The following is a 26,228-nucleotide window of genomic DNA, read 5'->3' on the forward strand; positions in this document are numbered from 1 at the left end:
GGTTAACGGTTATATCTTCAAACGAAATAATCTTATAATGCCTTTTTAAATATTATTTAAAGCGTCAACAAGCTGGGTTTTCTTGTTTCTACTAAGTGGAATCTCATAAGCGCCAACTTCAACATTTTTACTGTTAAATCGATCAACCTTGTCCAGATTGACAATATACGATTTATGGATTCTCAAGAATTTACCCTCAGGTAATTCATGTTCAAAAGCTTTCATTGTAGATAAAACGACCAAGCTGTTTTCTTCAGTTACTAATTTTACGTAGTCACCAAGAGCTTCAATCCATTTAATATCTTTAATGTAAACTTTACGTTTTTTCAGGTTACTTTTCACAAAAATGTGTTCACCATCGGTTTCATTAAAATCAAGCTTAAGTTTATGTTGCTCAAGTGCTTTTTCTACAGATGTGTTAAATCGTTCCCTAGTTATAGGTTTTTGTAGATAATCGGTTGCATCATAATTAAAAGCTTTAAATGCGTATTCAGTTTTACCTGTAACGAAAATAATTTGGGGTTTGTTGTTCAGTACGTCGAGCAGTTCGAAGCCGTTAAGAACAGGCATTTCAATATCTAAGAAGATTAAATCTACTTTGTGTGTATTAAGTCCATTCTTGGTTTCTAATGCACTACTGTATTCTGCAATAAGGTTAAGTGAGGAATGATTCTCAATTAACTTTACAATCGATAATCGTTGAATCGCAGAATCATCAACTACTACACAGTTTAAAGTCATAACATTATTATATTTTAGGTTAAGATATCGACAATAGTACAAAAAATTCGGATAAAAACCAAAAAACATCGGTAAACCGTGATTTTTAACATTTCATTAACATTGTTAATCTCTTCAAAATTTAATAAGCAAAAACATTGCCAGAAATAGAAATAATAGTTATTTTTGCACTCATTTTTAACACAATAAATAGTATTTTATGAATCATTATGAAACTGTTTTCATCTTAAATCCCGTTTTATCTGACGATCAGATAAAGGAAACAGTAAAGAAATATGAAGATTTTCTTGTTTCTAGAGGAGCGAAGATGGTAGCCAAAGAAGATTGGGGCTTAAAAAAATTAGCGTATCCAATCCAAAACAAAAAAAGTGGTTTTTACCACTTATTTGAATACACTGTTGATGGAGAAGTTATAAATCCATTAGAAGTAGAGTTTAGACGTGATGAGCGTTTCATGCGTTACTTAACAGTAAAATTAGACAAGCATGCGATTGCTTGGGCTGAAAAGAGAAGAAACAGAGATAAACAAAAAGCGTAATTATGTCTTCAATTGAACAACAAGCAAAAGGAAAAAAAGATGGAGAGATTAGATATCTTACTCCATTAAATATCGATACAAGCAAAACTAAAAAGTATTGCCGTTTCAAAAAATCTGGAATCAAGTATGTTGATTACAAAGATGCAGATTGGTTACTAGGTTTTGTAAACGAGCAAGGTAAATTGTTACCAAGACGTTTAACAGGAACTTCTTTAAAATACCAAAGAAAAGTATCTGTTGCTGTAAAAAGAGCTCGTCATTTGGCATTAATGCCTTACGTAGCAGATTTATTAAAATAAAATACCAATAACTATGGAACTTATATTAAAACAAGACGTTGATAATTTAGGATTTAAAGACGATATTGTAACAGTAAAGAACGGTTATGGTAGAAATTTTTTAATTCCTCAAGGTCAAGCTGTGATGGCTACACCTTCTGCTAAAAAAGTTTTAGCAGAAACTTTGAAGCAAAGAGCTTACAAAGAGAAAACTATTATTGCTGATGCAGAAAAAACGGCTGAAGCTATCAAGTTATTAGATATTAAATTAACTTCTAAAGCTGGTACAGGAGCAACTGCTGGAGATAAATTATTTGGTTCTATTACCAATATGGATTTAGCTAATGCACTTAAAAATGAAGGCCATGAAGTTGATAAGAAATACATATCTATCGTTGGTGGTAACATTAAACGTTTAGGTCAGTATGAAGCAGCTATCAGACTACACAGAGATGTACAGGTAGATTTAACTTTTGAAGTTATAGCAGAAGCTTAAAACTCAATCGTATTATAAAAAAAGCCTCAGCGTTTCGTTGAGGCTTTTTCAATTTAAAATTTTAAAAGGATTCTATATCTACACAAAATAATATGAATCCGTTTGCGGTAACATTTGTCCGCTAAAACACTAAAAGTATCAAATGAAATATTCAAGACTCACAAAAGAGCAATTTGAAGAATTGCATCAGGAATTTATTAATTTTTTAGCAACTCAATCTATTACTGCAGAGGAGTGGACAGATATTAAGACAAATAAACCAGAAGTTGCAGAGCAAGAACTTGACGTGTTTAGCGATTTAATTTGGGAAGGTGTATTGTCTAAAGTAGACTATTTAGAGCATATTTCTCCGCAACAAATGCATTTATTTCATTGTACGCCAAAGGAAATGCGACTCATTGCTTTAAAAATCAAAGCGTCTGATATTAATATTACCACAACTGAAGGTTATGATTGGTTTAGAAACAATTTATTATCTGATGATGTAGAGTTTTTTACAGCTAAAAAAGAGTATTCAGAACATAAAAATCAAGATAAGTTCAAACTTATTCAAGAAGGTGCAAACATTACCAAAGGACAATTGTATCAGTATTTTGAAAATTTAGTGAGTAAGTAAGTTGTAAAGTTGTATTTTGTTAAGTCGTATGTGGTTTAGTTGAAGCTCTTAATTGACGTTATAAATTACTCATAACGTAGCGATTCAATAGGATCGAGTCGTGCAGCTTTGTTTGCTGGATAAGAACCAGAAATGACAGCAACAACAAAGGTGATAATGGTCGCGGAAATCATGGCTGTCCATGGAATGACAAATTTAAAGTCTACAATAGCTGCAAATCCGAATCCCAGAAGGATGCCTAATATAATTCCCAGAATTCCGCCTAACTGACCAATAATGATGGTTTCAATAAAAAACTGAAACGCAATGGTACTGCGTTTAGCACCTAATGCTTTTCTTACTCCAATTTCACGAGTACGTTCAGTAACAGATACAAGCATCATGTTGAGTAAGGCTATTGTAGATCCAAAAATAGTAATGATACTGATGATCCAGGCAGCAGTTTCTAAAATTCCAGTAATAGAACCAATACGATTAATAAGGTCGTCGCTACGTTCTAATCCGAAGTTGTTCTTTTCAACAGGATTGAGTCCTCTAATATTTCTAAAAAGTAAGATGGCTTCATCCTGAGCACCAGCTAACATGTCTTTTTTATCTGTTTTTACACTTAAGCTGTAATTTATATTAGGATTTGTAAAAATAGTACGAGCTTTTTGAAGCGGCAAAAACACTCTGAGATCTTGGTTGTTTCCAAAAGTGGCACCTTTTTCTTTTAGCACACCAATGACTTTAAATTTAGCACCTCTAATGCTTATGGTTTTGTTTATTGGATTAACATCAGCTAGTAGTGCTTTTCTAAGATCGCTACCAATCACACATACATTATTGCTGTTTTGTACATCAAAATAGTTAAGCTCTCTTCCTAATTCTACTTCCAAACCAGAATTGGTAATGTAATTTTCATTAACCCCTAAAACCTGAACTTCAGGATCTGTTTTTTCATTTTCGTGTTTGACTTCCGCAGTAAACGTTCCTAAAAAAGATATAGATGTTTTAGTAAAAGGGAATGTATAGTTTTCTTCAAATTCTTTTACATCCCGATAACTGATAATCGGATTTATTTTTTGTTTTTCCCCTTGTCGTTGTGTATTGAATTCATAGCGCTGAATATTAAAGGTGTTTGCTCCCATGGAAGAGAAATCACTTGAAATGGTATTTTCAAGAGCCGAAACAGCACTTAAAATTCCAACCAAGGCAGTGATGCCAATGGCGATGATTAAAACAGTAAGAATGGTACGAAGTAATTGACTTTTGATAGAGTCAAAGGCGATTCGGATATTTTCTCTAACTAATGAAACCATAGAAAACTTTAAAAGTTGGTTGTGTTATAATGTAAGACTATAAAACATCCATAAAGTTACTATAAAAATGAAATAACTTAGGATTCCCTCTGAAAATTATAATATTTTTGTGAAAAGTTATAATCTAAGATAATAGGTATTCGATTTTTTATATCAAGTTTTGATTTGTCAATTCGACAGAGCGAAGTTGGAATGACGAGAAATCTCATTATGAGTTTATGTATGTATTTTAGTTGTTTTTTAGAATTTGTTATAAAATATCAACCTGTTATTATTAAAAAAGAGATTCCTGCTTTTGTAGGACGTAAACATGGCACAAAAACCAAGCATACCAAAAGGCACGAGAGATTTTAACCCTGAAGAGGTTTCAAAACGTAATTATATTTTTAATACAATTAGAACACAATTTGAGATCTTCGGATTTCAACCCATTGAAACACCGAGTTTTGAAAATTCAGATACCTTAATGGGGAAATATGGTGAAGAAGGCGACCGTTTGATTTTTAAGATATTGAATTCTGGAGATTATTTGAGTAAAATTAATGATGACTTATATCAAACTAAAGATTCTAATCAAATAACTTCTAGTATTTCTGAAAAAGCCCTTCGTTACGACCTTACCGTTCCATTTGCGCGTTATGTGGTACAACACCAGAATGAGATTGATTTTCCATTTAAACGCTATCAAATTCAGCCGGTTTGGAGAGCAGATCGACCACAGAAAGGACGATTCAGAGAGTTTTACCAATGTGATGCCGATGTGGTTGGTAGTAATTCTTTATGGCAGGAAGTAGAATTTGTTCAGTTGTATGATGCTGTGTTTTCTGCTTTAGGCTTAAACGGAGTGACGATAAAAATCAATAACCGTAAAATTTTATCAGGCATTGCTGAAGTTATTGGCGCACAGGATAAACTTATCGATTTTACAGTTGCTTTAGATAAGCTTGATAAAATAGGAGAGGAGAAGGTAAAATCCGAAATGTCATGCAAAGGGATTCCGCAGTCTGGAATAGATAAATTGCAACCGTTATTCAGTTTGCAAGGTGATTTTGGTTCTCAAATAAAGGAATTAAAGTCTATTTTAAATGCTTCTGAAGAAGGACAAAAAGGCATTGAAGAGTTAGAATTTATTAATCAAGGGATTGAAACACTTGGTTTGAAAACAGCAAAACTACAATTAGATGTGACGCTTGCTCGAGGCTTAAACTATTATACTGGAGCTATATTTGAAGTATCAGCACCTGAAGGAGTAAATATGGGATCGATTGGAGGAGGAGGTCGTTATGACGATTTGACTGGTATTTTCGGGTTAAAGGATATGAGTGGTGTAGGTATCAGCTTTGGTTTAGATCGAATTGCTTTAGTGCTTGAAGATTTAAATTTATTTCCTGAAACCATAAGTACTACGGTAAAGGTCTTGTTTATCAATTTTGGAGATGCAGAAGCAATGGCTAGTTTGAAAGCTATAAAACAGTTACGTGAACATGGGATTAGTGCAGAATTGTTTCCAGATCATAAGAAAACCATCAAGCAATTTAACTATGCTAATAAGCGTAATATTCCTTATGTGGTTCTTTTAGGTGAATCTGAAATGAATGCGAATACATTCACTTTTAAAAACATGAAAACTGGAGATCAGGAATCGCTTTCATTTGATACAATGCTGAAGCGTTTACAATAAGATATTCAACAACTATTCGTTATAAAAGTAAAAGCCTCAAATTTCTTTGAGGCTTTTTACATAAGTTAAGTTTAAGGTAGATTTGGGATCTATTATTTTACTAAAACTTTCTTGGATACTGAACCGCTTGCAGTATTTATTTTTACAATATAAGTTCCAGAACTTAAATGCTTAACTTCATATTCAGAATAGTCCAGTTCTGAAATATCTTTTATAGTATGAATCGATTGTCCAACAATATTGAATAATTCGATAGACTTCACTTTTTTATAATCAGGATTTAATAACACTAAACTTTCAATGTCATTAGAGTAATAAATCTCTAATGTGCTCAATTCGTTATCAACAGTACTAAGCGTATCATCTGCGTCTCTAAATGTCATTTCAAATCTATCTAAATACTCTCCAGCATCCAGATATATTTCGTAATCACTTTCTCTAAGATTGTGATAGATGTTATTTTCGATGTCGTGTATGAAAATATTCATACTATCCGGAACATTTTCAAGACCATTAATACTAATAATGTTTAACCCTTGAGAATCCGTTTTAACACCTAGTGGATATGTTGTGTCAATTTCAGCATCATTACTACCTTGAATAATGTACTTATCGCCATCAATCATCCAGAACATGTCATCCATTTGTTCTTCATTTAGTACACCATCGTACCCTAAATCTACAGCAGTTGTAGCATTTGGGTCAATAGTTAATAATAATTGACGTTGAATGGTATTAACTGTGTAAATACCAATTCTGAATTTCATTCTTGGATCTCCAGAAGATTGAGATTCATCAGCATTTGCTGCAGCTTCACTATTTCTAATAAATACTGAACTACTACTTAGTGAACCATCTTCTTTCTGAAATTGACGTTGGTCATTTTCAAAAACAATAGGTCCTCCAGCATCTGCAACTACAAAGAATCCTTGACTAACTGGGATGTATCTGCCTGGAGTTTTTCTTGCAGTTCCAGTGTTACTAACACCAGCTACTGGTTGACCAAGTGTTACAGAAGGTGTACCACCAGATAAGTTCATTAATGCATAACCTCCTTGGTAATCGGCTAACACATGATTTCCTCCGCCCCAATGCTCCCAGAAATATAGAGTTCCTGTAGTCACACCAAGATTGTCATTTATGAATTCTACTGCGTCTATTGCAGAAGCATAAGGGTTACCAACTAAATAGTTATTACCTGCATTTATGCTTAAGGCTATATCTCCATTATTAGGTTTACCTCTAAAGATATAATTTTGATCATCAGTTAATAGACCAGAACCAGGTCCTTTCATAGTAAAACCTTCACCAGCTAAAATAGTTCCTGTACTTCTTGTTTGTTGCCATGCAGAATAATCACCATTAGCTAAGTTGGAGAAAGTCCATACCCAGTAATCTGCGATTTGTAAAGGAGATGCTGTACCATTATAGCCACCTTTAAAACCAACATTCTGGATGACATTCGTTAAGTTATATCTAAATTCATTTGTTTCCATATCAGTTTGACCAACAGGAGAAGACCAGTAATTATAGGTAAAAGTGTCTGCAGTACCTTGTTGATCGCGTTCTAGTCGTCCTGAATTAGCAACTACCAAGTCACTACGATCTGTTTGAATTAATTGTGATTCTCCTTCAAGGTCAATAGTACCCGTTAAGTTTAAATAATGAGACACTGTAAGTCCGTAACCTGTATTTGTTGTAGCATCAGTCATACCACTAATTTCTAATTCATTACTATCTACCATTAATCCTAGAACTGTTCTGTTTCCATTTTTACCAGAAGGTAAATCAGAGTCATCATCTATTGTGACGTTGTGATTCGTTCTAATAATATTCCAATCTACAGTAAGATAGTTTTTAACAAGCGAAGTCGTTCCAGGAATGGTTTGAACATTTCCATTTCGCCAAGTATTTTGTGAATCCCAATTTCCATTTTGAGTGGATTCGTATGGTAAAGGAGCTGTTTGTCTATCAACAGTGTTTAAGTTTCTTAAAGCACCTTGGTTACCTTTTCCGGAAGCATCCTCTGTATTTGTATAAGTATATACAGACATTGGATAGTATCCTGCAAGGTCATTCCAAGGAATTGTATCTACATCATTTTTGCTGATAGTAGTCGGTAAAACTTTACCAGCAACTATTGAGGAGTTGTTTTCAATTTCCTGATTCATAATAAATCTTAACTGGCTAGGAGTAAGCATTCTGTTCCAAACTCTAACTTCATCAATATTCCCTCTGAAATGTTGAACAGGAGTTCCTTTACCTGCAGCAGCAATATAGAACGATTCATCAGTATTAACAGGAGCTGATCTACTATCTGAACTATCCTCTATACCATCTATAAATATTTTTGTAGTTGAACCACTGTAAGTTACCGCTACATGATGCCATTCCTCATCAGGAATAGCTGTAGAAGATGTAAGAACCTGATCACTGGCATTTTTCCAATATATTTCAACTCTGTTATCGTCTAAAATTCTAAAATCATAACCTCTTGTAAACGCAGTGTTTCTTTTTGAGACAATTGATTTTGTTCCACTATCAGCAGCATCTCTTTTAATCCATGCTGAGATCGTAAATTCACTAGGATTCAAATCTAGTGCATCTTCCATGTCAATATAGTCAACAGCACCATCAAAATAAATAGAGCGTTCAACAATCACTTGAGGTGCATAACCAAAAGTGATGTATTTGGTATTGTCAAAATCATATTCAGTTTCAAGATTTCCGAAACCATCATCTTTCATCACTCTGTAATCGGCAGTAGGATCAAAAACACCAGTACTAGATATAAACATATAATAGCTTCCTGGAGGTGTAATGTTTCTTATAGCATTTTGAGGTATTCTTACTTTAACTTTTGGAATGTCTCCACCGTTTTCAACGACTTTCCATACACGTTGCATAGCTGTAAAAGTTACATTGGTAGTAAGCGCAGGTGTTATGCCAGCACTCATGTTGACTGAAACAGTTGATGAAGCAAGCTCAAGATCAGCACCATTATTACCCCAAACTAAATATTCTTTATCGTTTAAGATCGTTGCATTATTTGATTGATTTAATTTGTTAGTATCATAGATGTCAGTTAGTCCAATAGTTAAAATACCTTCTGTACGACCAGATCCATCAGAAGCATTATTGACACTTCTAGATTGTTTTTGATTTAATTCTGAAGCATCATCTCTACCAATACCAGCTATATCATAGTTGTAACCAACATTTGCAGATTGATCCCAAATGACTGTGCCATCGCTATTAACATAGTCTTGTGTAGTTCCATTTACCCCAAGTGTAATACCATACTTAATGCCTAAATAAGACTGTATTCTATTACGCTCTTGAGTTAAGTTGGCATCAGCTTTTCTAGATGAATATGTAATAACTTCAGCAACTCTCGCATTCAAAGACGCTTCCCAGCCTTCACTTCGTCCAATCCACCACCTTGAGTCGTTAGAATTCATGTATTCAGCAATATCATTCTGAGTATTTTCAATATCATTAGCATTATAATATAATTCTTGTCTTGTGTTGGCTGTATTATTTCTTGTGTTAATAATACCAACATTATTGTAGCTTGCAGATCCGGTTTGAGCTACACCATATCCATCACTAGGATCATTATCATATGAATCATGAGCATAACAAATAACTTCGTTACTAACTCTGCCTGTGTAATTTCCAAAACCTAATCCGGTTGCATCTGTTGAATTTACATCTAAATGAGCATCACTACAAAAGACATCCATAAATCCGAATGATCTATTAATAGGTGTGTCGTCAGGTATCACCACAATAAACACTTCTTGAGTATAGAAACCATAGTCTCCAGATAAAAACTCTGAACTTGTGCTATCATGAGAATAATCGCTATCAACTGAAGGAGAGGCATATGAATTGTCAAACTCAATCACAGGGTTGAAATTTACATTTTTTGTGACATTATCATAATAAGTAGGCGCTTGAGAAGCTCTATTTACTCTTGCGTCACTTCCTAGTCCTTGGTCTTGCCAAGAGGACACATTTTGTCCTGAAGTATAGCTCAATCCGTCATCAGCTTTTAACCAAAGTGCTAAGCTAGAAGTTACACCACCTGGAGCAACAGTTGGAGTTGGCTTATCTACTAAAGTTACCATATCAATAGCCATATCACTTCTGTAGTCTCCACTTGTTTCTCCTCTGATTCTTAATTTTACAATTTGACCAATATAACTATTTAGGTTAATACTTATAGGAATAAACGCTGAATCACTATCTTCTTGAACATAGCCAGATTGAGTAAATAGTATACTACTATATGTAAGTCCATTATCTGTACTTACTTCAATATGTAAATCTCCCATATAGTTTGTTGTAGTAGGAGTCCATCCACCACTGGTTACACTACCTCGCATATGGAAGAAAAATGTAAATCTAGGATTGCTAGCACTGGTTAAGTCAAAACAAGGGCTTACCAGTTGCGCAGTGCTATTAGGGTTGCCTGTAGCTTCCGTGTACATGTAGAAATTACCATCCTGAGCTCTGCTTGGACCTGTTCCATTTGATGAGGTGCCACCACTTAATCGAGTCCAATCAATATCATCATCAACACCATTAATATCTTGCGTCCAGAGACCAATTCCAGAATCAAAACTTTCAGAATAAGGATACGAAGTTACAGTCGATGTACATATGCCAGGTGTGATTCCAAATCCCTGAATGTTAAAGTAATACGTGTTTTCGTCACTGTCATTATTGACAATTGTAATATTAGCAAGTCTAGGACCAGCTGCACTTGGGTCAAATGTAATGTCAAATGTTGTTGATCCTGAAGGGGCAACAGATGCAGCAGGTGGTGAACTTACGGTAAAATCTGAAGCATTGGCACCAGCAAATGATATGGCTCCAATTGATAATGCGGCAGTTCCTGTATTTTCTATTGTAAATGTATTGGTATGTGTTGATCCAGCTATAGAAACAGCAGGGAATTCAGTATCATCAGCAGGTGTAGGAAATATATCTCCATCGCTAATGGTGATTCCGTTTCCAGTGATATTTATTTCGGGAGTTGCAGTAAATCCTGTTCCTTGAATGTTAAAGTTATATGGGTTTTCATTACTGTCACCATTTACGATAGTAACATTAGCTGTTCTAAGGCCATTTGCACTTGGATCAAAGGTAATATCAAATGTTGTTGATCCAGAAGGAGTAACAGATGCTGCAGGAGGTGAACTTACTGTAAAATCTGATGCATTCGTTCCACCAATAGAAATTGTTCCAATTGATAATGCAGCCGTACCAGTGTTTTCTATAGTGAATGTATTTATGTTTGTTCCTGAAGGCGTATTAACAGTTCCAAAGTCTGTATCATCAGAGAGATCTGGAATTACATCACCATCAGTAATATTTTGACCAAGACCAGTAATATTAATTTCTGGAGTTGGTGTGCCTACAGCAGTTAACGTTATATTGTCAATAGCCATATCACTTCTATAATCGTAACCTGTTTCTCCTCTAAAACGAAGATTTATAGTTTGCCCTAAGTAAGCTGCTAAATTTATGTCTACCAATTCCCAGGCCTGAGCACTGCTTGTTTGATCCTCAGAGATCTGAGACCATAATGTTGTGGAGTAGGTAAGTCCTCCATCTGTACTTACATCTACAAAAAGATCTCCCATTGCTGTACCATACATGTGGTAATAAAACGAAAATGTTGCAGAAGTTTCAGCCGTTAAATCAAAACACGGACTGTCTAAATAAAAATCTTTATTGTCATCGCCAAAGCTTGCTTCGGTAAACATGTACCAGATTCCTTCATTAGCACTAGAAGGTCCTGTATTGTTTGAAGGTGTACCTCCTGCATCTCTTGTCCAGTCTCTATCATCATCTAAACTCTGAGTCCAAGCACCAAGTCCAGATTCAAAACCTTCTGAATAAGGAAAAGTACTTATAGTGGATATACAACCAGTTGAAGATGAAGTTAAACCTGACAAGTCTACAATTTGAATTTCATGCTCCATTGTATTACCACTTCTATGTGACCAGTGAGCAGCTTGTGTTGTTGATTTTAAATAATAATTTCTCCAACCTCTAGCATAAGCTGTACCACCACCATTTGTGATAGAGTTGCCTACTATTAAAGCTTCATTAATGCTTGATAACCCAGATGAACTTATATCAATTGTAGTTTCTCCTGCTGAATTATCTGTATTTTGATATCTCGTTACATTTAAATCGGGATTTACAAGTACATGAACAAATTGTCTGTTAGTTCCGTTTGAGTCGTGATTAGCGTCAAATGTCCAATCAACACGCTGATTATTTGAACCTGGTTCTGCTAGTGGCCAGTTGTCTGCTATAGCTTCATTTAAACGATTATCATTATTATCACCTCTGTGGTGGGTAAAAATTATAGCTTCATTCCAGCTAGAAACATTAGTTGCTGTACCAGTTCCATCTGATCCATTGCGAAGTGTAATTGTTCCATTATCTCCCGAAGTATTTCCAGAATCACCATGTAATACTGTCCAATTGCTTCCTGTATATTCTACAACAGTTACGTATACAATAACATCATTAGAATTTGTACCTTTTTCTACTCTTAAGGTAGAGGCATCTTCTAAATAAGCTATAGCTGTACCAGAATCTGCGCCTGAAGAGGCTGCATCAGTTCTTATACCAGTAATAAAAGGAATGCATTTATCAGCATTGCTTATTCCTGTAAGTACTCGTGTGACACTATTTGTACTTCCATTTAAATTTACTGCATATCTTCCTCTAATTATCATTTCATTGTCACCACCAGGAGCACCAACATACTCCCAAATAGAAGTATTGAACCTCATGTCTGAGGCGTTAGATCCAGATTCTCGGTAATACGATAATGTATTTGTAGCGGTTAACACTCTGGCACCAGATAAATCATCTCCATTAAATGAGCTAGATGAACTGTTTGGTCCAGCATTAGATTTTCTGTTATTATTTGCTAAAGCTACAGCATTGTTTAATGAACCAACTGGAGAGAAACTAGTGGTTGTGCCTCCTGAATTTCCAATATCATCTTGTAAATGTTGTACATTGAAATCAGCAGTTTGGGCAAGGGTTACGTTTGTTATAAAAAGGATGCCTACTAAGAGTGCATACTTTCTAAGCGAAAGTGTAAAAATTTCCATAAGCGGTTACATTTTAGTTTGGGACTAATTAAGGCATCAAATATATGTTTGTACTCCATGAAATGCAAATAAATTCGATGAAATGCATATTTAAATTTTAAAATACTGATATTCAGAAAATTAAAAAGGCTAAAATTTATTAAAATTTTAGCCTTTTTATCATTTTGAAGATTTATTATTGTTTAATTAACTGTTTCACAGATGATTTACTTGTTGTGTTATTGGTAATTTTTAAAAAATATGTGCCTTTCGATATGCTTTGGGTGTTATCTAGTTTGAACTGATTATTATTTGAATTGACGTCAGACATATTTAATATGGATCGTCCGCTTACATCAAATAATTCAATAGTTATACTTGAGTTTGAAGATTGATAAGGAAGTTTTATGGTAATAGAGTTGCTAAATGGATTTGGAAAAACACTCATATCCTCAAGAGCTGCATCATCGACAGTAAGAGTTTCCTCTACATTAACTACAATTTCTTTTCTGGCACTTTTGATGTCCTGAATTTTCCAATCATAGAAAAAATAATAATAATTTAGATCGTTAATATTATTTCCTTTTATTGTAACAGGGCCATTAGTATAGGGATAATTAGTTCCAGTTCCTGTGTTGTTTCTCCATAATTTAAAACCTGATGATAATTCAGCACTAGCTAATCTCAAGTTATTGGCTATTGGAATCATAAAGTTGAGTTCGATTTGTTGAATACCAGTGTTTTCAACTAAAATAAGTCTTGAATCTAATACATTTCCAGAACTATCTTGTAATTGAACCTCCATTTCGCCAGTTTGTTCGGCATTAATTGTGACTTCTTTTAGCATGACAGATTCAGTAGCATCAAAAATCAAATAGCGATCTGTAGTTCCGCCAGCAAAATAACTACCATTTGTAGAGTAATTAGTGGAACCAATATTACTCCATGAAATCACATCTTCAACAAAATAAGATCTTGTATTTGTTAAATTTGGTGTGGTATAGCTGGCTCCTGTTGAAATAGGAGTATCATCGTTACTATGTTCATACCAATTTAGAGTTCCTAAACCTGAAGCGGTTAGTGTTGCTGTTTCATTTTCGAAAATAAATACATCATCAGCGTCAGGTAAACCTGTAGAAGCTATCATTGTTACGTTTTGAACAGTTTGTACGTTGTCTGTTATGGTAACATTAATAGTTTGAGTAGCATAACCAGGAGCTTCAAAAGTTACATTGTAATTGCCACCTTTGAGTAACCTGTAATAATCTCCTAAATCTTCGTTTGAAAATACAAATGAATTTAGGGCGTCATGACCAGCAATAGAAATTTTTGCAACAACTGGGTTTCCGGATTCATCAGAAACCGTGCCTTGTAAACCGTAGTTTACTTGTTTCATAAAATCTAATAATGCTTGTTTGTTATATGTCCAATGATTATTAATAGCGTTACCCTGAATCCATTTCGTATCAGATAATTCTACAACAACTTCTCTTCCTCCTCTGTAAAAGTTCATATAATCTTGACGACCACCATAAACACGATACCATTCAGCGCCATGAGTTACACCTGGACTTGGGTATACATCTGAATCTTCATCAACCATCATATAACCTGAAGGGCTATTATTCTGAGCATGAGTAGCATATTCAACTGAAATATATTCAAACCAATCATGATCTGCATGTTGGTCGTACGTGTTATCATAAGGATAGTTAACTAACTCTGTGCCTCCATGAAAATTGGCAGATAGTACGATATTATGAGATTCCTCAAATTTCATGAATGCCAGTGTTTCAACTTCATAAAGACCACTATCGTGAAGACCAGCAACATTATCGGCATAGTTTCTATTCAAATCCTGACCGTTTGCATTTGCTCTAATTGGATTGGTAATCGTATTGTTGCCAGCATTTCTATAAGTTCCATCAGGATTTGCTAGTGGATTAATATAAATGACTGTATTATTTACAATTCCATCAACTTCAGGATCTGATCCGTAATTACTTAATAGATATTCGGCTAATCTTATCATTAAAGGAAAACCAGCTAATTCATCACCATGCATCGATGAGGTATACATAAATTCAGGTTCAGCTTCGTTGCTTGATACATTGTCAGATATTTTTAACATTAATAATTGTCTGCCATTATTTGTGTTACCAATAGATTCAAGAGAGCATAGGTTTGGGTATGTAGCTGCAAAATAATTCATTTTGTCAACGTATTGTGTGTAGGTTGGATATGAGTTCCAATCAACATCCCATGTTTGAGCATTTTCATTTGAATTGATACTTGGTGTAAATTCATTGTCATTTTGATTAACTGTAAAGGGAAGACCGTAAGACAAAAATTGCTGAAAAGTATCTTGATTAGCAAAAGCTTCGACCTCTAAAGTTTCGTGGTTAACATTATGACCAATAGAAAGAAATTGCGAAATTTCCTGTACTTGTTGCTCGCTATTAGCTGTAAAGACTAAACAAACTTCACCTCTAGATTCAATATATTCTTGAGCTTTTTGGAGATTAGTTGTTTGTGAATTTCCATTAAAAAATAGGAGTAATAGTAGTACATGTAGAAATGTAATGTTTCTCATCGGTTTGGGTTTAGATAGATTTGGGGCTATATTATTTGTCGCTAATATATTATTTATTTTGAAAATTATCCACAAAATGCTTAAAAAAACCGACGAAATGCATTATTGTTTATGAATTAGACTTCAAGTAAAGAAACTTGTGATAAATAAAACGTTACAATCTTAGCGTGTTATAGCGTATTCTATTTATGAAAACTAAAAGTATTAAATACGGATATTTTTGTTATAAATAACAGTAAAGCATCTATTGAAATTACCTTTCGGATCTTAAAATAGATGCTCTTTTTGTTTATGCTATATAGGTTATCTTCTAAATAACCTTTTCAATACCATAAATGGTATTAATATTTGATAATAACTTTTTTGTTAAAAGTCGTATAGTTTGTTTCTATTTTTATGAGATAACTGCCTTCTGAAATCGACTTAACAGGTATTCTGATTGTATCAGATAATGGTAAGTTAACCGCATTCCATGAAGCTACAGTTTGACCAGCTATATTAATGAGGTATACTTGTTTAACCTGAATAGAGCTTGGTGTATTTATGTAGATTTCATTAGTTGTTTGAAGATAGTTAACCATAATGTCTTTAAAGTCAGTATCTACTGTTGATAATGTAGTGTCCTCTTGGAAGACCAAGAAAAATCTATTACTATAATGACCTGCTTCCAAAGTGATTTGGAAACTTATATCGTTGAATTGTGTATAAGTACCGTGAAGCGCATCGTAAATAAAGATCTCTATATCTTCTTCAAAATTTTCTAAACTGTCGAGTTGAATCTCAATGGTACCACCATATGTTAAATCTATATCTAAAGGATATGATTTTGTTTCATCAAAACTACCTACACCTTGAATAATGTATTTTTCACCTTCAATATTAAATGACATATCATTGGAGAACGTGTCATTATTTAAAGCATCATAACCGTAATCTACAGCATCAGTAGCTACATTATTATCCATAAAACCAAGTAATAAGTGTCTTTTAGCATTTTCAGGAGAAACAAAATCGATTCTAATATACTTATTAGAGTTTTCGGTTTCAATATTTGTATTAGTAGTCCTCATAAAGATAGAGTTTCCTCCAGACTCCTTAACGAAAGCACGCTGATTATTATTAAACTGAATGGTTCCACCAGTTGCATTACCTGTCACAAAAAATCCTTGTCCAACAGGTACGTATCGTCTAGGAATCTTATTAGCATCTCCCACACCATTTATATTTGGAGGTGATACAGCAGCTGTGCCACCTGTTAAATTTAAGTAGGAGTAACCGCCTTCATAATCTGCTAAGTAGTGTGATGCACTCGTTGAAGATTGTTCCCAAAAATAAAGCGTTCCATCTAAAAGTACAGCACTATTATCAGCAATAAAAGTATGTGCGTCAATTGCCGATGGATATGGGTTTCCAACTAAAGCTTGATAATCAGGAGTCACAGGAGAAGAGATTATTCCATTGTTTGGTTGACCTACAAATGTATAATTTTGAAATGAACCACTATTCCCACTTCCTTTCATTGTAAATCCTAATCCAACAGATATAGGTGTTGTTTCAGAAATTACATTCCAATCTGCATAAGATGCTTCAGGATAATTTTCATAAAGATAAAGCCATCTTCTACTCATTGTTACAGGCGACGTAGAACCATTTGCATTTGGACTGCTGGTCCATAGTACAGGTTGTGGGTTGTTAACAATAGTACCATCTTGTAAAATGCTACCAATAGAATAAGTGTTACCATCGCTGCTAACTGGACTTCCCCAATAGTTATAAGCAAAAAGATTGGCTGTTCCTTGTTGATCTCGCTGAAGATTACCTGTTCCGCTATAATCAACAATACTGCTTGAAGTTTGGAGTAATTGTGATTCACCAACTAGATCTAAAGTTCCATTAATATTTAAATATTTAGTAATGAGTAACGATTGGTCATTGGTTATACTGTACGTATTAGTGTCAACAAGTAGTCCCATTAAAGTTGTTGTTCTGTTGCCAGAATTAATGTTATGGCTTGTTCTGACAATATTCCAATTGACATTATTGGTATTAGGAATCATTTGAACGTTTCCGTTTAACCAAGTATTGACAGAATCCCAATTACCATTATCAGCACTTATATATGGCAATGGTGCAGATTCTTCTTGCAATGAAGTTATATTAGATAAACGTCCTGATACACCAACATCACCAACTAAATAACCAGCAGCAATGTCTGATGTGCCTTGATTCATCTGATAATAAGCATCTAAATTGCTCCAGTTTAATCCAGTAATATCTAATCCAAGAACAGAACCTCTAACAGTAGTATTGTCTTCAATTTCTTGATTCATCATTTCTCGAATTTGTTCGGAACTTAAAGCTACGTTCCAGAAACGTAATTCATCCATCCAGCCATTAAAATAATTCGCAGGTATATTATTAGGTCTGCTCATCGCTCCTAAAAGCATGTCGTTTGCATTAGCGGCTGGATTAGGCCCAGCAGAACTATTTCTTTGAATTCCATCAACATACAATGTATAAGACGTGCCATTGTAAGTTATAACCACATGATACCATCGGTTAGATGTTATTCCATTGGCTGAAATATTATAACCATTAGCATGAAATGAAATGGTATTATTTACCAATCGTAAATCGTAACCTGTTGCAAAATTATTAGCATTACGTTTTGATAATATGGTTTGAATGTTGCCATTGATAGTGTTTGGTTTAACCCAAACCTCAATACTAAATGAACCAGACAGACTATTATTGTTATTAAAGTTAACAAAGTCATTATTTCCATCAAAATCAATATAGTCGCCACAAACAGGGAATGATACATTAAAAGTAGATGTGTCATCAGCACATGGAGCAGCGTTGTCTAAGGTCCAGGTAATATCATAACTAACACCACTTTCTCCTGTAAATGTAGCGTTTGGATCGTTTATGTTTGAAAAACTAAATGAACTTCCGCTAGGCACAGATACAGCAGTCCAGTGACCAGTCATATTACCTGATAGATTTATAACGGTATCGTCACAGTCGGTAATAGTTGTTGTAGTGCTGGCAGAGGCATTTACAAAAGGAATGACATTAATTAATATTGAATCTGAAGCCATACCACAAGGACCAGTGCCATCAGGATCATTTGTTGTATAAGTAAGGGTCACTGTTCCTGAAGTTTCACCAGGACCAATTGTATAAATAGCGTTTGGTAGTGAACTATTATCAAAACTTCCAGTACCACCAGACCATATACCAGGAGTATTTGATGAAGCATTTAATGCGACAGTATTTGAGCTAGAACATGCTGTAATATCAGTTCCAGCATTAACAGTTGCTGCTTCATTAATGGTTACAATCATAACATCAGAAGCAAAACTACAGACACCAGCAGGATTATTTGTTGTATATGTTAGGGTTACTGTGCCGTTTGCAATATCTGCAGCACTAGGTGTGTAAATGTTTCCAGCAAAGTTTCCTGTTCCACTTGTAGACCAGCTTGCAGAACTAGCACTGCCACCAAATGAAGCTGGCGTTAAATCTACAGTATCGTTAGAACAAATAGTTTGATTACCACCAGTAGTCACTGTTGCTGCAGGATTAACTGTAATAGTTACTGTGTCAGTCTCTGAAGCACAAGGACCAGCTGGATTATTGCTTGTTAAGGTAAGTGTGACAGTACCACTTGTAATACTAGGTGTGTAGCTAGCATTCAAATCATTTGGATTTGAGAAACTTCCACTAGGAGCACTCCAAGTAGCTGAACCAGCACTACCACCAATACTTCCGTTTAGCACAATGTTTCCATCGCTACAAATAGTTTGATTTACTCCAGCATACACGGTTGGAGCTTCATTAATTGTGACGACCATAGAATCAGATACTGATGAGCATATGCCATCACTAGGATTATTTGTATAAGTGAGCGTAACAGTACCATTAAATATGTCTGCGGCACTAGGTGTATAAGTGTTTCCACTAAACGTACCGTTCCCAGAAGTGGACCAAGTGGCTACAGCATTAGTTCCCCCAAAAGAACCAGAGGATAGGTTCACGGTTTCTCCTTCACAAATTGTAATATCTGATGGAGCTACAATAGTGGGTGGTGTGTTAACATTTATGGTAACAGATTCATTTAATACTACAGGACAATTATTGTTGCTACCAGGATAAGCTCCATTAGTATATCTTACTCTGTTGAGTGTGTAGGTAGTTGTAACTGTTGGTGAAACACTTAGTGTATAGTTACCACTGGCATCAAGTATTGCTTGAGTATTTCCACTACCATCATTATATCTTATTTGAGCATTTGGTGTTCCTGAAAAGGTAATATTAGTAGAATCTCCTTCACACAGAGTGACTTCTGAAGATGTTATTTCAGCTTCAGGTTCTTCTAAAATATGAATTTGCATAGTGCTTTCTAAAGGTGAGCACCAAAACCAGCTATCTGCAATTAAAGACACGGTAATGACATCGCCTGGTTGAGCAGAAGGAGGTATTGTATACGTACTAGTTTCTGTATAATCGTAAATATCAGTATATATAAAGCACCAACATCCCCAAGACCAACTTCTTGTTTGACCAATATAATGAGTTGAAAAACTTCCTCCAGCACCATTATCGTCCCAGGTCCATTCATTATAATTTAGGCCACCATCATCACCAGCCATAGTTACTTGTGTAGTTCCTGCACAAACATAAATGTCTGGACCAGCATCAATATCACTAATCGTAAAGTTAAATAATACTGTTTCACTAATACTCGAAGATGTGCCACAAGCATTTGTTGCAGTAACAGTGATGGTTTCTAAAAAAGCCAAACCATTGACAGATAATATTACTTCATTTGTGCCTTGACCAGATTGGATTGAAAAACCACTTGTTGTGGTCCAATTATACGTTTCTACATTAGGATCTAAAGGAACAGAATATATTGCTTCTGTTACTGGACAAAAAAATGAAGATGGACCATTTATGTTTGATGGAGTCAAAGGCACACCATTATAAACTGTGATAATTCCGCTAATCGAATCTCCAGGACCACATCCTGTAGTCGTAACGGTATAGTTATAAGTTCCAGAACTCGTTGTTGAACCACTAATTGTATAAACACCAGTTCCTGCATTAAAGGAGCCATTTATCCCAGTAGGTAAAGCAGGTGTACTAGTTAATACAGCTCCTGTTGCACCTGAATTTAATTGGAATTCTAAGTTCAGATTGTCTACATTATCATTACAAATGCCATCGTCCTCTGAGGCTGATATTAGATTAATAGTAGCATCTGGTCCTACAGAAATCGTACCTGTAGCTGTAGCTGAGCCACACCCAATTGGTGTAACTGTATAATTGAAAACACCTATTTGCGTTGGAGTACCACTTATAGTGAAAGATCCAGCCGTATAAGTACCTGTAACTCCCGTTGGTATTCCTGTAATTGAAGCATTTGTGGCGTCACTGATATTGTAAATAATATCAGTTAAAGAATCTCCATTACATACAGTTTGTATGTTATTTCCGGTTGTTAAATTGAATGTAACATCTGGATTAACTGTCATCGTTATACTTTCACTTGCCGGTATTGGATCAGCACAGGCTAAACTTGAAGTTATATCTACAGTAATAACTTCTCCATTTGTAACAGTAGTGGAAGAGTAGGAATTTGTGTTTCCACCAACAGCAACACCATCTTCGTACCATTGATAAGTAGGTGAGCCTCCTCCATTAGTTAAGCCTGTAACAAAAAATGTTAAGTTATCTCCTGAGCATGCAGGATTTGCTGATGCATTTAGGGTAAAAGATACAGGTAATAGAGGGTTAACAGTCATAATAACTGTATTACTTACAGTAAATGTATCACATGAGCCAGAGGTAATTTCTGCATATATATCGTCACCATTGTTTAATCCAGTAGTAGTGTACGTTGCACTGTTATTTCCAACTGAAATACCATTGACAAACCATTCGTATTGAGGATTAGTGCCTAAGTTAGTACCTGAAGCAGTAAAAGTTACAGATTGGCCTTGACATATTGGAGACGCTGGAGTTGAAGTAATAGTAGCTGTTGCATTTTGAACATTATCTAAGACTGTAACGGTTGTATTACAAGTAGATGAATTTCCATAACTGTCAGTAACAGTAAGAGTGACATTGTTTGTACCAATATCTGAACAATCAAAATCCGTAATATTTGTGTCAAAACTTAAACTCCCACAAGCGTCTGTAGAGCTATTGTTAATAGCATCCTCAGCAATACTCGCATTTCCAGAAGCATCGAGTGAAATTGTTATAGGTTGACAAATAGCAATTGGAGCTTCATTATCTTCAACAACAACATCAAAACTGCAGGTTGATGTTGAACCATTTCCATCATCAGCAGTTACATCTACTGTGGTTGTTCCTATAGGAAAATCATAAGGAAAGCTAATAGGTGTTCCACTTACTTCATAACTTATAATTGGTGAAGCATTACAAAAATCTGTTGCCGTAACGGTAAATGATAAGGTTGCGTCACACTCTCCAGCATCTGTATTGTAAATAGGATTGGGTGTCGGACAAGTTATCACAGGTGCTGTATTGTCAATAACAGTTACTTGTTGAGTACATGTATTAGTTAAGCCAGCATTATCTGTTACAGTCCAAATAACAGTATGATTTCCAACAGGTAATGGTAATTGTGCTGCTAAATTATTTGTAACTGTTGCAATACCACAATTATCATTTGTAGTTGGTGTTCCTAAAGTAACACTGGTAATTTCACAATTTGTATCAGCATTAACCACTACAGCTGAAGGACAAGTTATTGTTGGAGCTTCATTATCAATAACTGTTATTGTGAAACTACAAACAGAAGTATTACCAAGTCCGTCATTTGCAGTATATTCTAAGGTTGTTGTCCCAATAGGGAAGAAATCACCACTGGTTAGTCCTGTAATATCTGTTTGAGTTACTGTAGTTGTTCCACAAATATCAGTAGCCGTTGGTATTGTATAGTTTACATTGGCACCACAAGTCCCAGGATCATTATTAACAGAGGTACTCGATGGACAAGAATTAAATGTTGGCGCTGTCACATCATCAATAATAATATCTTGATTTTGAGTAGCCGTATTTCCGTAGCCATCATCATAAGTCCATGTAATGGTAGTTGTACCTTGAGTTGTAATAGGAAGTGTTGCGTTATGTGTTACAGTAACTGTTCCACAGTTATCAGTAGCCGTAGGAGGTGTTAAGCTAGTGACTTCACATTCCGCAGTGATATCTGCTAAAGTGGCAATATCTGGAACTGGTGCTGTCACATCATCAATAATAACATCCTGATTTTGAGTAGCTGTATTTCCATTTCCATCATCATAAGTCCATGTGATGGTAGTTGTACCTTGAGTTGTAATCGGTAATGTTGCGTTATGTGTTACAGTAACCGTTCCGCAGTTATCAGTAGCTGTAGGAGGTGTTAAGCTAGTGACTTCACATTCCGCAGTAATGTCCGCTAAAGTGGCTACATCAGGAAGAGGTGCTGACACATCATCAATAACAATATCCTGATTTTGAGTAGATGTATTTCCGTTTCCATCATCATAAGTCCATGTGATGGTAGTTGTACCTTGAGTTGTAATCGGTAGTGTTGCATTATTGGTGACAGTAACTGTTCCGCAGTTATCAGTAGCTGTAGGAGGTGTTAAGCTAGTGACTTCACATTCCGCAGTAATATCTGCTAAAGTGGCTACATCAGGAAGAGGTGCTGACACATCGTTAATGATAACATCCTGATTTTGAGTAGCCATATTTCCGTTGCCATCATCATAAGTCCATGTGATGGTAGTTGTACCTTGAGTTGTAATCGGTAATGTTGCGTTGTGTGTTACAGTAACTGTTCCGCAGTTATCAGTAGCTGTAGGAGGTGTTAAGCTAGTGACTTCACATGTTGCAGTGATATCAGCTAAAGTTGCTACATCAGGAACAGGAGCAGACACATCGTTAATGATAACATCCTGATTTTGAGTAGCCGTATTTCCGTTGCCATCATCATAAGTCCAGATGATGGTAGTTGTACCTTGAGTTGTAATCGGTAGTGTTGCATTATTAGTCACAGTAACCGTTCCGCAGTTATCAGTAGCTGTAGGAGCTGTCAAGCTAGTGACTTCACATTCCTCAGTAATGTCCGCTAAAGTGGCTACATCAGGAAGAGGTGCTGACACATCATCAATAACAATATCCTGATTTTGAGTAGATGTATTTCCATTTCCATCATCATAATTCCATGTGATGGTAGTTGTACCTTGAGTTGTAATCGGTAGTGTTGCATTATTTGTTACAGTAACCGTTCCGCAGTTATCAGTCGCTGTAGGAGGTGTTAAGCTGGTGACTTCACATTCCGCAGTGATATCCGCTAAAGTTGCTACATCAGGAACAGGAGCTAACACATCGTTAATGATAACATCTTGATTTTGAGTAGATGTATTTCCATTTCCATCATCATAAGTCCATGTAATGGTAGTTGTACCTTGTATGGTAATCGGTAGTGTTGCATTATTAGTCACAGTAACCGTTCCACAGTTATCAGTAGCCGTAGGAGGTGTTAAGCTAGTGATTTCACATTCCGCAGTAATATCCGCTAAAGTGGCTACATCAGGAACAGGAGCAGACACATCGTTAATGATAACATCCTGATTTTGAGTAGCTGTATTTCCGTTTCCATCATCATAAGTCCAGATGATGGTAGTTGTACCTTGAGTTGTAATCGGTAGTGTTGCGTTATGTGTTACAGTAACCGTTCCACAACTATCAGTAGCTGTAGGAGGTGTTAAGCTGGTGACTTCACATGTTGCAGTGATATCAGCTAAAGTTGCAACATCAGGAACAGGAGCAGACACATCGTTAATGATAACATCCTGATTTTGAGTAGATGTATTTCCATTGCCATCATTATAAGTCCATGTAATGGTAGTTGTACCTTGAGTCGTAATCGGTAGTGTTGCATTATGAGTCACAGTAACCGTTCCACAAGCATCAGTAGCTGTAGGAGGTGTTAAGCTAGTGACTTCACAAGTTGCAGTGATATCAGTTAAAGTTGCTACATCGGGAGTTGGTGCAAGGTTGTCAACAACATTAACTGTTGCTGAACACGAATCCGTATTTCCATTCCCATCATCAATGGTTAAAGTTACTGTATGACTTCCTAAATCTGCACAAGTAAAAGCGGTTTGAGATAAACTTAGTCCTAATGTACCACTACCACAAATAATAGACCCATTGTCAATATCACTTCCTAATAGAGTAGCATTTCCACTAGCATCTAATGCTAAGGTAAAAGGAGTTGCAATGCAAGTTGCTGTTGGAGGATTTGTACCACCATCAATAATGGACCAACCATCTGAAGCGATCATATTAGCTCTGGCAGCAGTCGCGGCAGCAGAGCAGTATTTACTATTACCACCATGAAAATTCACACCATTTTGCAGCGTTAAACTATTCCAAGCAATTAGAATATTCTCATAATTAGAGGTAGAGAGTGTAACATCAAGGAACATATTTATCATATTGGTAGCATTAGATATATCCCAATTGCTTAAGTCTTGATCAAAGGAAGATGCACTCCTAAACATGCTTCTCATATTGGTAGCATTAGACACATCCCAACTACTTATATCTTGATTAAATGCATCTGCTTCAAAAAAAGTACCTTCCATAACAGTTACGCTAGACACATCCCAACTATTAATATCTTGATTAAAAGAATCTGCAGAGTAAAACATCCTTACCATATCAGTTACATTAGAAACATTCCAACTACTGATATCTTGGTTAAAAGCGTTTGCATTAGCAAACATATCTGACATGTTAGTCACAGTAGAAACATCCCAATGGTTAATAGGGCTATTGAAGCTGTTGGTAACAGAGAACATTAGTCGCATCGACGTCACATTACTTAAATCTGGAGCATCAAAAGGTAGAATGGTATTGAAATTTAGATTACTACATCCAAGGAATGACCTTTCCATAGAACTCCAAGCAATAGTTCCCCATTGATTGACTTCAAGAATTTTGTCTTTATCTCCACTATTATTAAAATAAATTCTTGGAAAGGCACCTTGAATTCCTATGGTGTACGTTCCAGCAACTCCAAAGTCATGAGTCACATCACCAGTAATTCCAAATTGATCGAAGGTACCATCATTATCCCAATCTACGTCATAGTTATAGCCTACTCCAATAGTAGGAATGGTTATAGACGTTGCATTAGAAGTACCAGGATTATCCGTTTTCCAAGTTGTAATAAACTCGTTTTGAGCATCTAAGCTTACGGAAAAAGTTAAGGCAATTAAAAATTGAATTAACAGGATGTAACTTTTTTTCATGATAATAATAGTTTATCGTAATAGGCAATAATTTAGTCCTTAGGTGCTTAGTTATTAATTCAATTTGGATTAAAAAATAATTCTATTATAAACTATTGAGGGACGTCAAATATATGATGATAAAAACTGTTTTCAAAATAAATATCCGACAAAATGCACTAAAAATACGATAAAACGTATTTAATCTTCGTTAATATGTATTTTTAATAAATTTATGTATGAATAGGATTACTTTTTAAATGATTAAATTTAAAATTGTTAAAACATTGTAAATTAAATAGTTAAAATTAAGAAGTTTATATTTTTTATTAAAATAAAAACGATTAAATGCAATTATAAACTTTGAAAAAATAATAAATACGACAAACAGCTATCTTAATGGTTAAAAGGAGTTTAAAGGCTTGTTTTTTTATGATAAATACTAATAAATCTAAAGATTAACACGAAGAATGTATAATTACTAAAAACAGTGTTTATAAGTTGTATTTAATGCAGCAAAATAGCATCTCCTTTAAGA

Annotated in this window: 10 protein-coding genes; 5 read left to right on the forward strand and 5 right to left on the reverse strand. The window is 35.1% G+C overall.

From position 1 onward, the window contains the following. Positions 1–45 precede the first annotated feature (45 nt). Positions 46–741: a LytR/AlgR family response regulator transcription factor gene (locus tag ACRHNM_RS07745; protein WP_040254020.1), complete on the reverse strand. Its 696-nt coding sequence runs from the start codon at positions 739–741 to the stop codon at positions 46–48. Positions 742–940: 199 nt separating this feature from the next. Between ACRHNM_RS07745 and rpsF the strand changes: the two genes are divergently transcribed. The 4 genes from rpsF to ACRHNM_RS07765 all read left to right on the forward strand — a co-directional run bounded on the left by rpsF (position 941) and on the right by ACRHNM_RS07765 (position 2,669). After that, positions 941–1,279 carry a 30S ribosomal protein S6 gene (rpsF, locus tag ACRHNM_RS07750; RefSeq protein ID WP_230937135.1) on the forward strand — a complete coding sequence of 113 codons (339 nt, stop codon included), beginning with the start codon at positions 941–943 and terminating at the stop codon, positions 1,277–1,279. A 2-nt stretch (positions 1,280–1,281) separates the two neighbouring features. Further along, positions 1,282–1,578, forward strand: a complete 297-nt coding sequence (gene rpsR / locus ACRHNM_RS07755) for a 30S ribosomal protein S18 (RefSeq protein WP_033961670.1) — start codon at positions 1,282–1,284, stop codon at positions 1,576–1,578. Positions 1,579–1,591: 13 nt separating this feature from the next. Further along, positions 1,592–2,053 carry a 50S ribosomal protein L9 gene (rplI, locus tag ACRHNM_RS07760; protein ID WP_431135318.1) on the forward strand — a complete coding sequence of 154 codons (462 nt, stop codon included), beginning with the start codon at positions 1,592–1,594 and terminating at the stop codon, positions 2,051–2,053. A gap of 142 nt (positions 2,054–2,195) precedes the next feature. After that, on the forward strand, positions 2,196–2,669 hold the full coding sequence (locus ACRHNM_RS07765; protein WP_431135320.1) for a DUF6495 family protein: 474 nt from the start codon (positions 2,196–2,198) through the stop codon (positions 2,667–2,669). A 65-nt stretch (positions 2,670–2,734) separates the two neighbouring features. Here the strand turns inward: ACRHNM_RS07765 and ACRHNM_RS07770 are convergent, their stop codons facing one another. Continuing rightward, entirely contained in the window at positions 2,735–3,970 is a 1,236-nt protein-coding gene (locus tag ACRHNM_RS07770) for an ABC transporter permease (protein ID WP_431135322.1), read from the reverse strand. A 310-nt stretch (positions 3,971–4,280) separates the two neighbouring features. Here ACRHNM_RS07770 and hisS point away from each other — a divergent pair, with 310 nt between their 5' ends. Continuing rightward, positions 4,281–5,651 (forward strand): histidine--tRNA ligase, encoded by a 1,371-nt coding sequence (hisS, locus tag ACRHNM_RS07775; RefSeq protein WP_431135324.1) that lies wholly within the window; start codon positions 4,281–4,283, stop codon positions 5,649–5,651. Positions 5,652–5,743: 92 nt separating this feature from the next. Here the strand turns inward: hisS and ACRHNM_RS07780 are convergent, their stop codons facing one another. The 3 genes from ACRHNM_RS07780 to ACRHNM_RS07790 form a co-directional block, all read right to left on the reverse strand. Then, positions 5,744–12,799 (reverse strand): choice-of-anchor D domain-containing protein, encoded by a 7,056-nt coding sequence (locus ACRHNM_RS07780; RefSeq protein WP_431135326.1) that lies wholly within the window; start codon positions 12,797–12,799, stop codon positions 5,744–5,746. Between the two features lie 175 nt (positions 12,800–12,974). Next, a complete protein-coding gene (locus tag ACRHNM_RS07785; protein WP_431135328.1) occupies positions 12,975–15,371 on the reverse strand; it encodes a M14 family zinc carboxypeptidase in 2,397 nt (798 codons plus the stop codon). A gap of 341 nt (positions 15,372–15,712) precedes the next feature. Then, a complete protein-coding gene (locus tag ACRHNM_RS07790) occupies positions 15,713–25,711 on the reverse strand; it encodes a BspA family leucine-rich repeat surface protein (protein ID WP_431135329.1) in 9,999 nt (3,332 codons plus the stop codon). Positions 25,712–26,228 lie beyond the last annotated feature (517 nt).

The organism is Psychroserpens mesophilus, assembly GCF_050617655.1.
GTDB classification, from domain to species: domain Bacteria; phylum Bacteroidota; class Bacteroidia; order Flavobacteriales; family Flavobacteriaceae; genus Psychroserpens; species Psychroserpens mesophilus_A.

Coding starts and splice junctions, on each gene's coding strand:
- ACRHNM_RS07785 (WP_431135328.1), bottom strand. CDS start 15,371: ATGAGAAACATTACATTTCTACATGTACTACTATTACTCCTATTTTTT.
- rplI (WP_431135318.1), top strand. CDS start 1,592: ATGGAACTTATATTAAAACAAGACGTTGATAATTTAGGATTTAAAGAC.
- ACRHNM_RS07765 (WP_431135320.1), top strand. CDS start 2,196: ATGAAATATTCAAGACTCACAAAAGAGCAATTTGAAGAATTGCATCAG.
- hisS (WP_431135324.1), top strand. CDS start 4,281: ATGGCACAAAAACCAAGCATACCAAAAGGCACGAGAGATTTTAACCCT.
- rpsF (WP_230937135.1), top strand. CDS start 941: ATGAATCATTATGAAACTGTTTTCATCTTAAATCCCGTTTTATCTGAC.
- ACRHNM_RS07770 (WP_431135322.1), bottom strand. CDS start 3,970: ATGGTTTCATTAGTTAGAGAAAATATCCGAATCGCCTTTGACTCTATC.
- ACRHNM_RS07790 (WP_431135329.1), bottom strand. CDS start 25,711: ATGAAAAAAAGTTACATCCTGTTAATTCAATTTTTAATTGCCTTAACT.
- rpsR (WP_033961670.1), top strand. CDS start 1,282: ATGTCTTCAATTGAACAACAAGCAAAAGGAAAAAAAGATGGAGAGATT.
- ACRHNM_RS07780 (WP_431135326.1), bottom strand. CDS start 12,799: ATGGAAATTTTTACACTTTCGCTTAGAAAGTATGCACTCTTAGTAGGC.
- ACRHNM_RS07745 (WP_040254020.1), bottom strand. CDS start 741: ATGACTTTAAACTGTGTAGTAGTTGATGATTCTGCGATTCAACGATTA.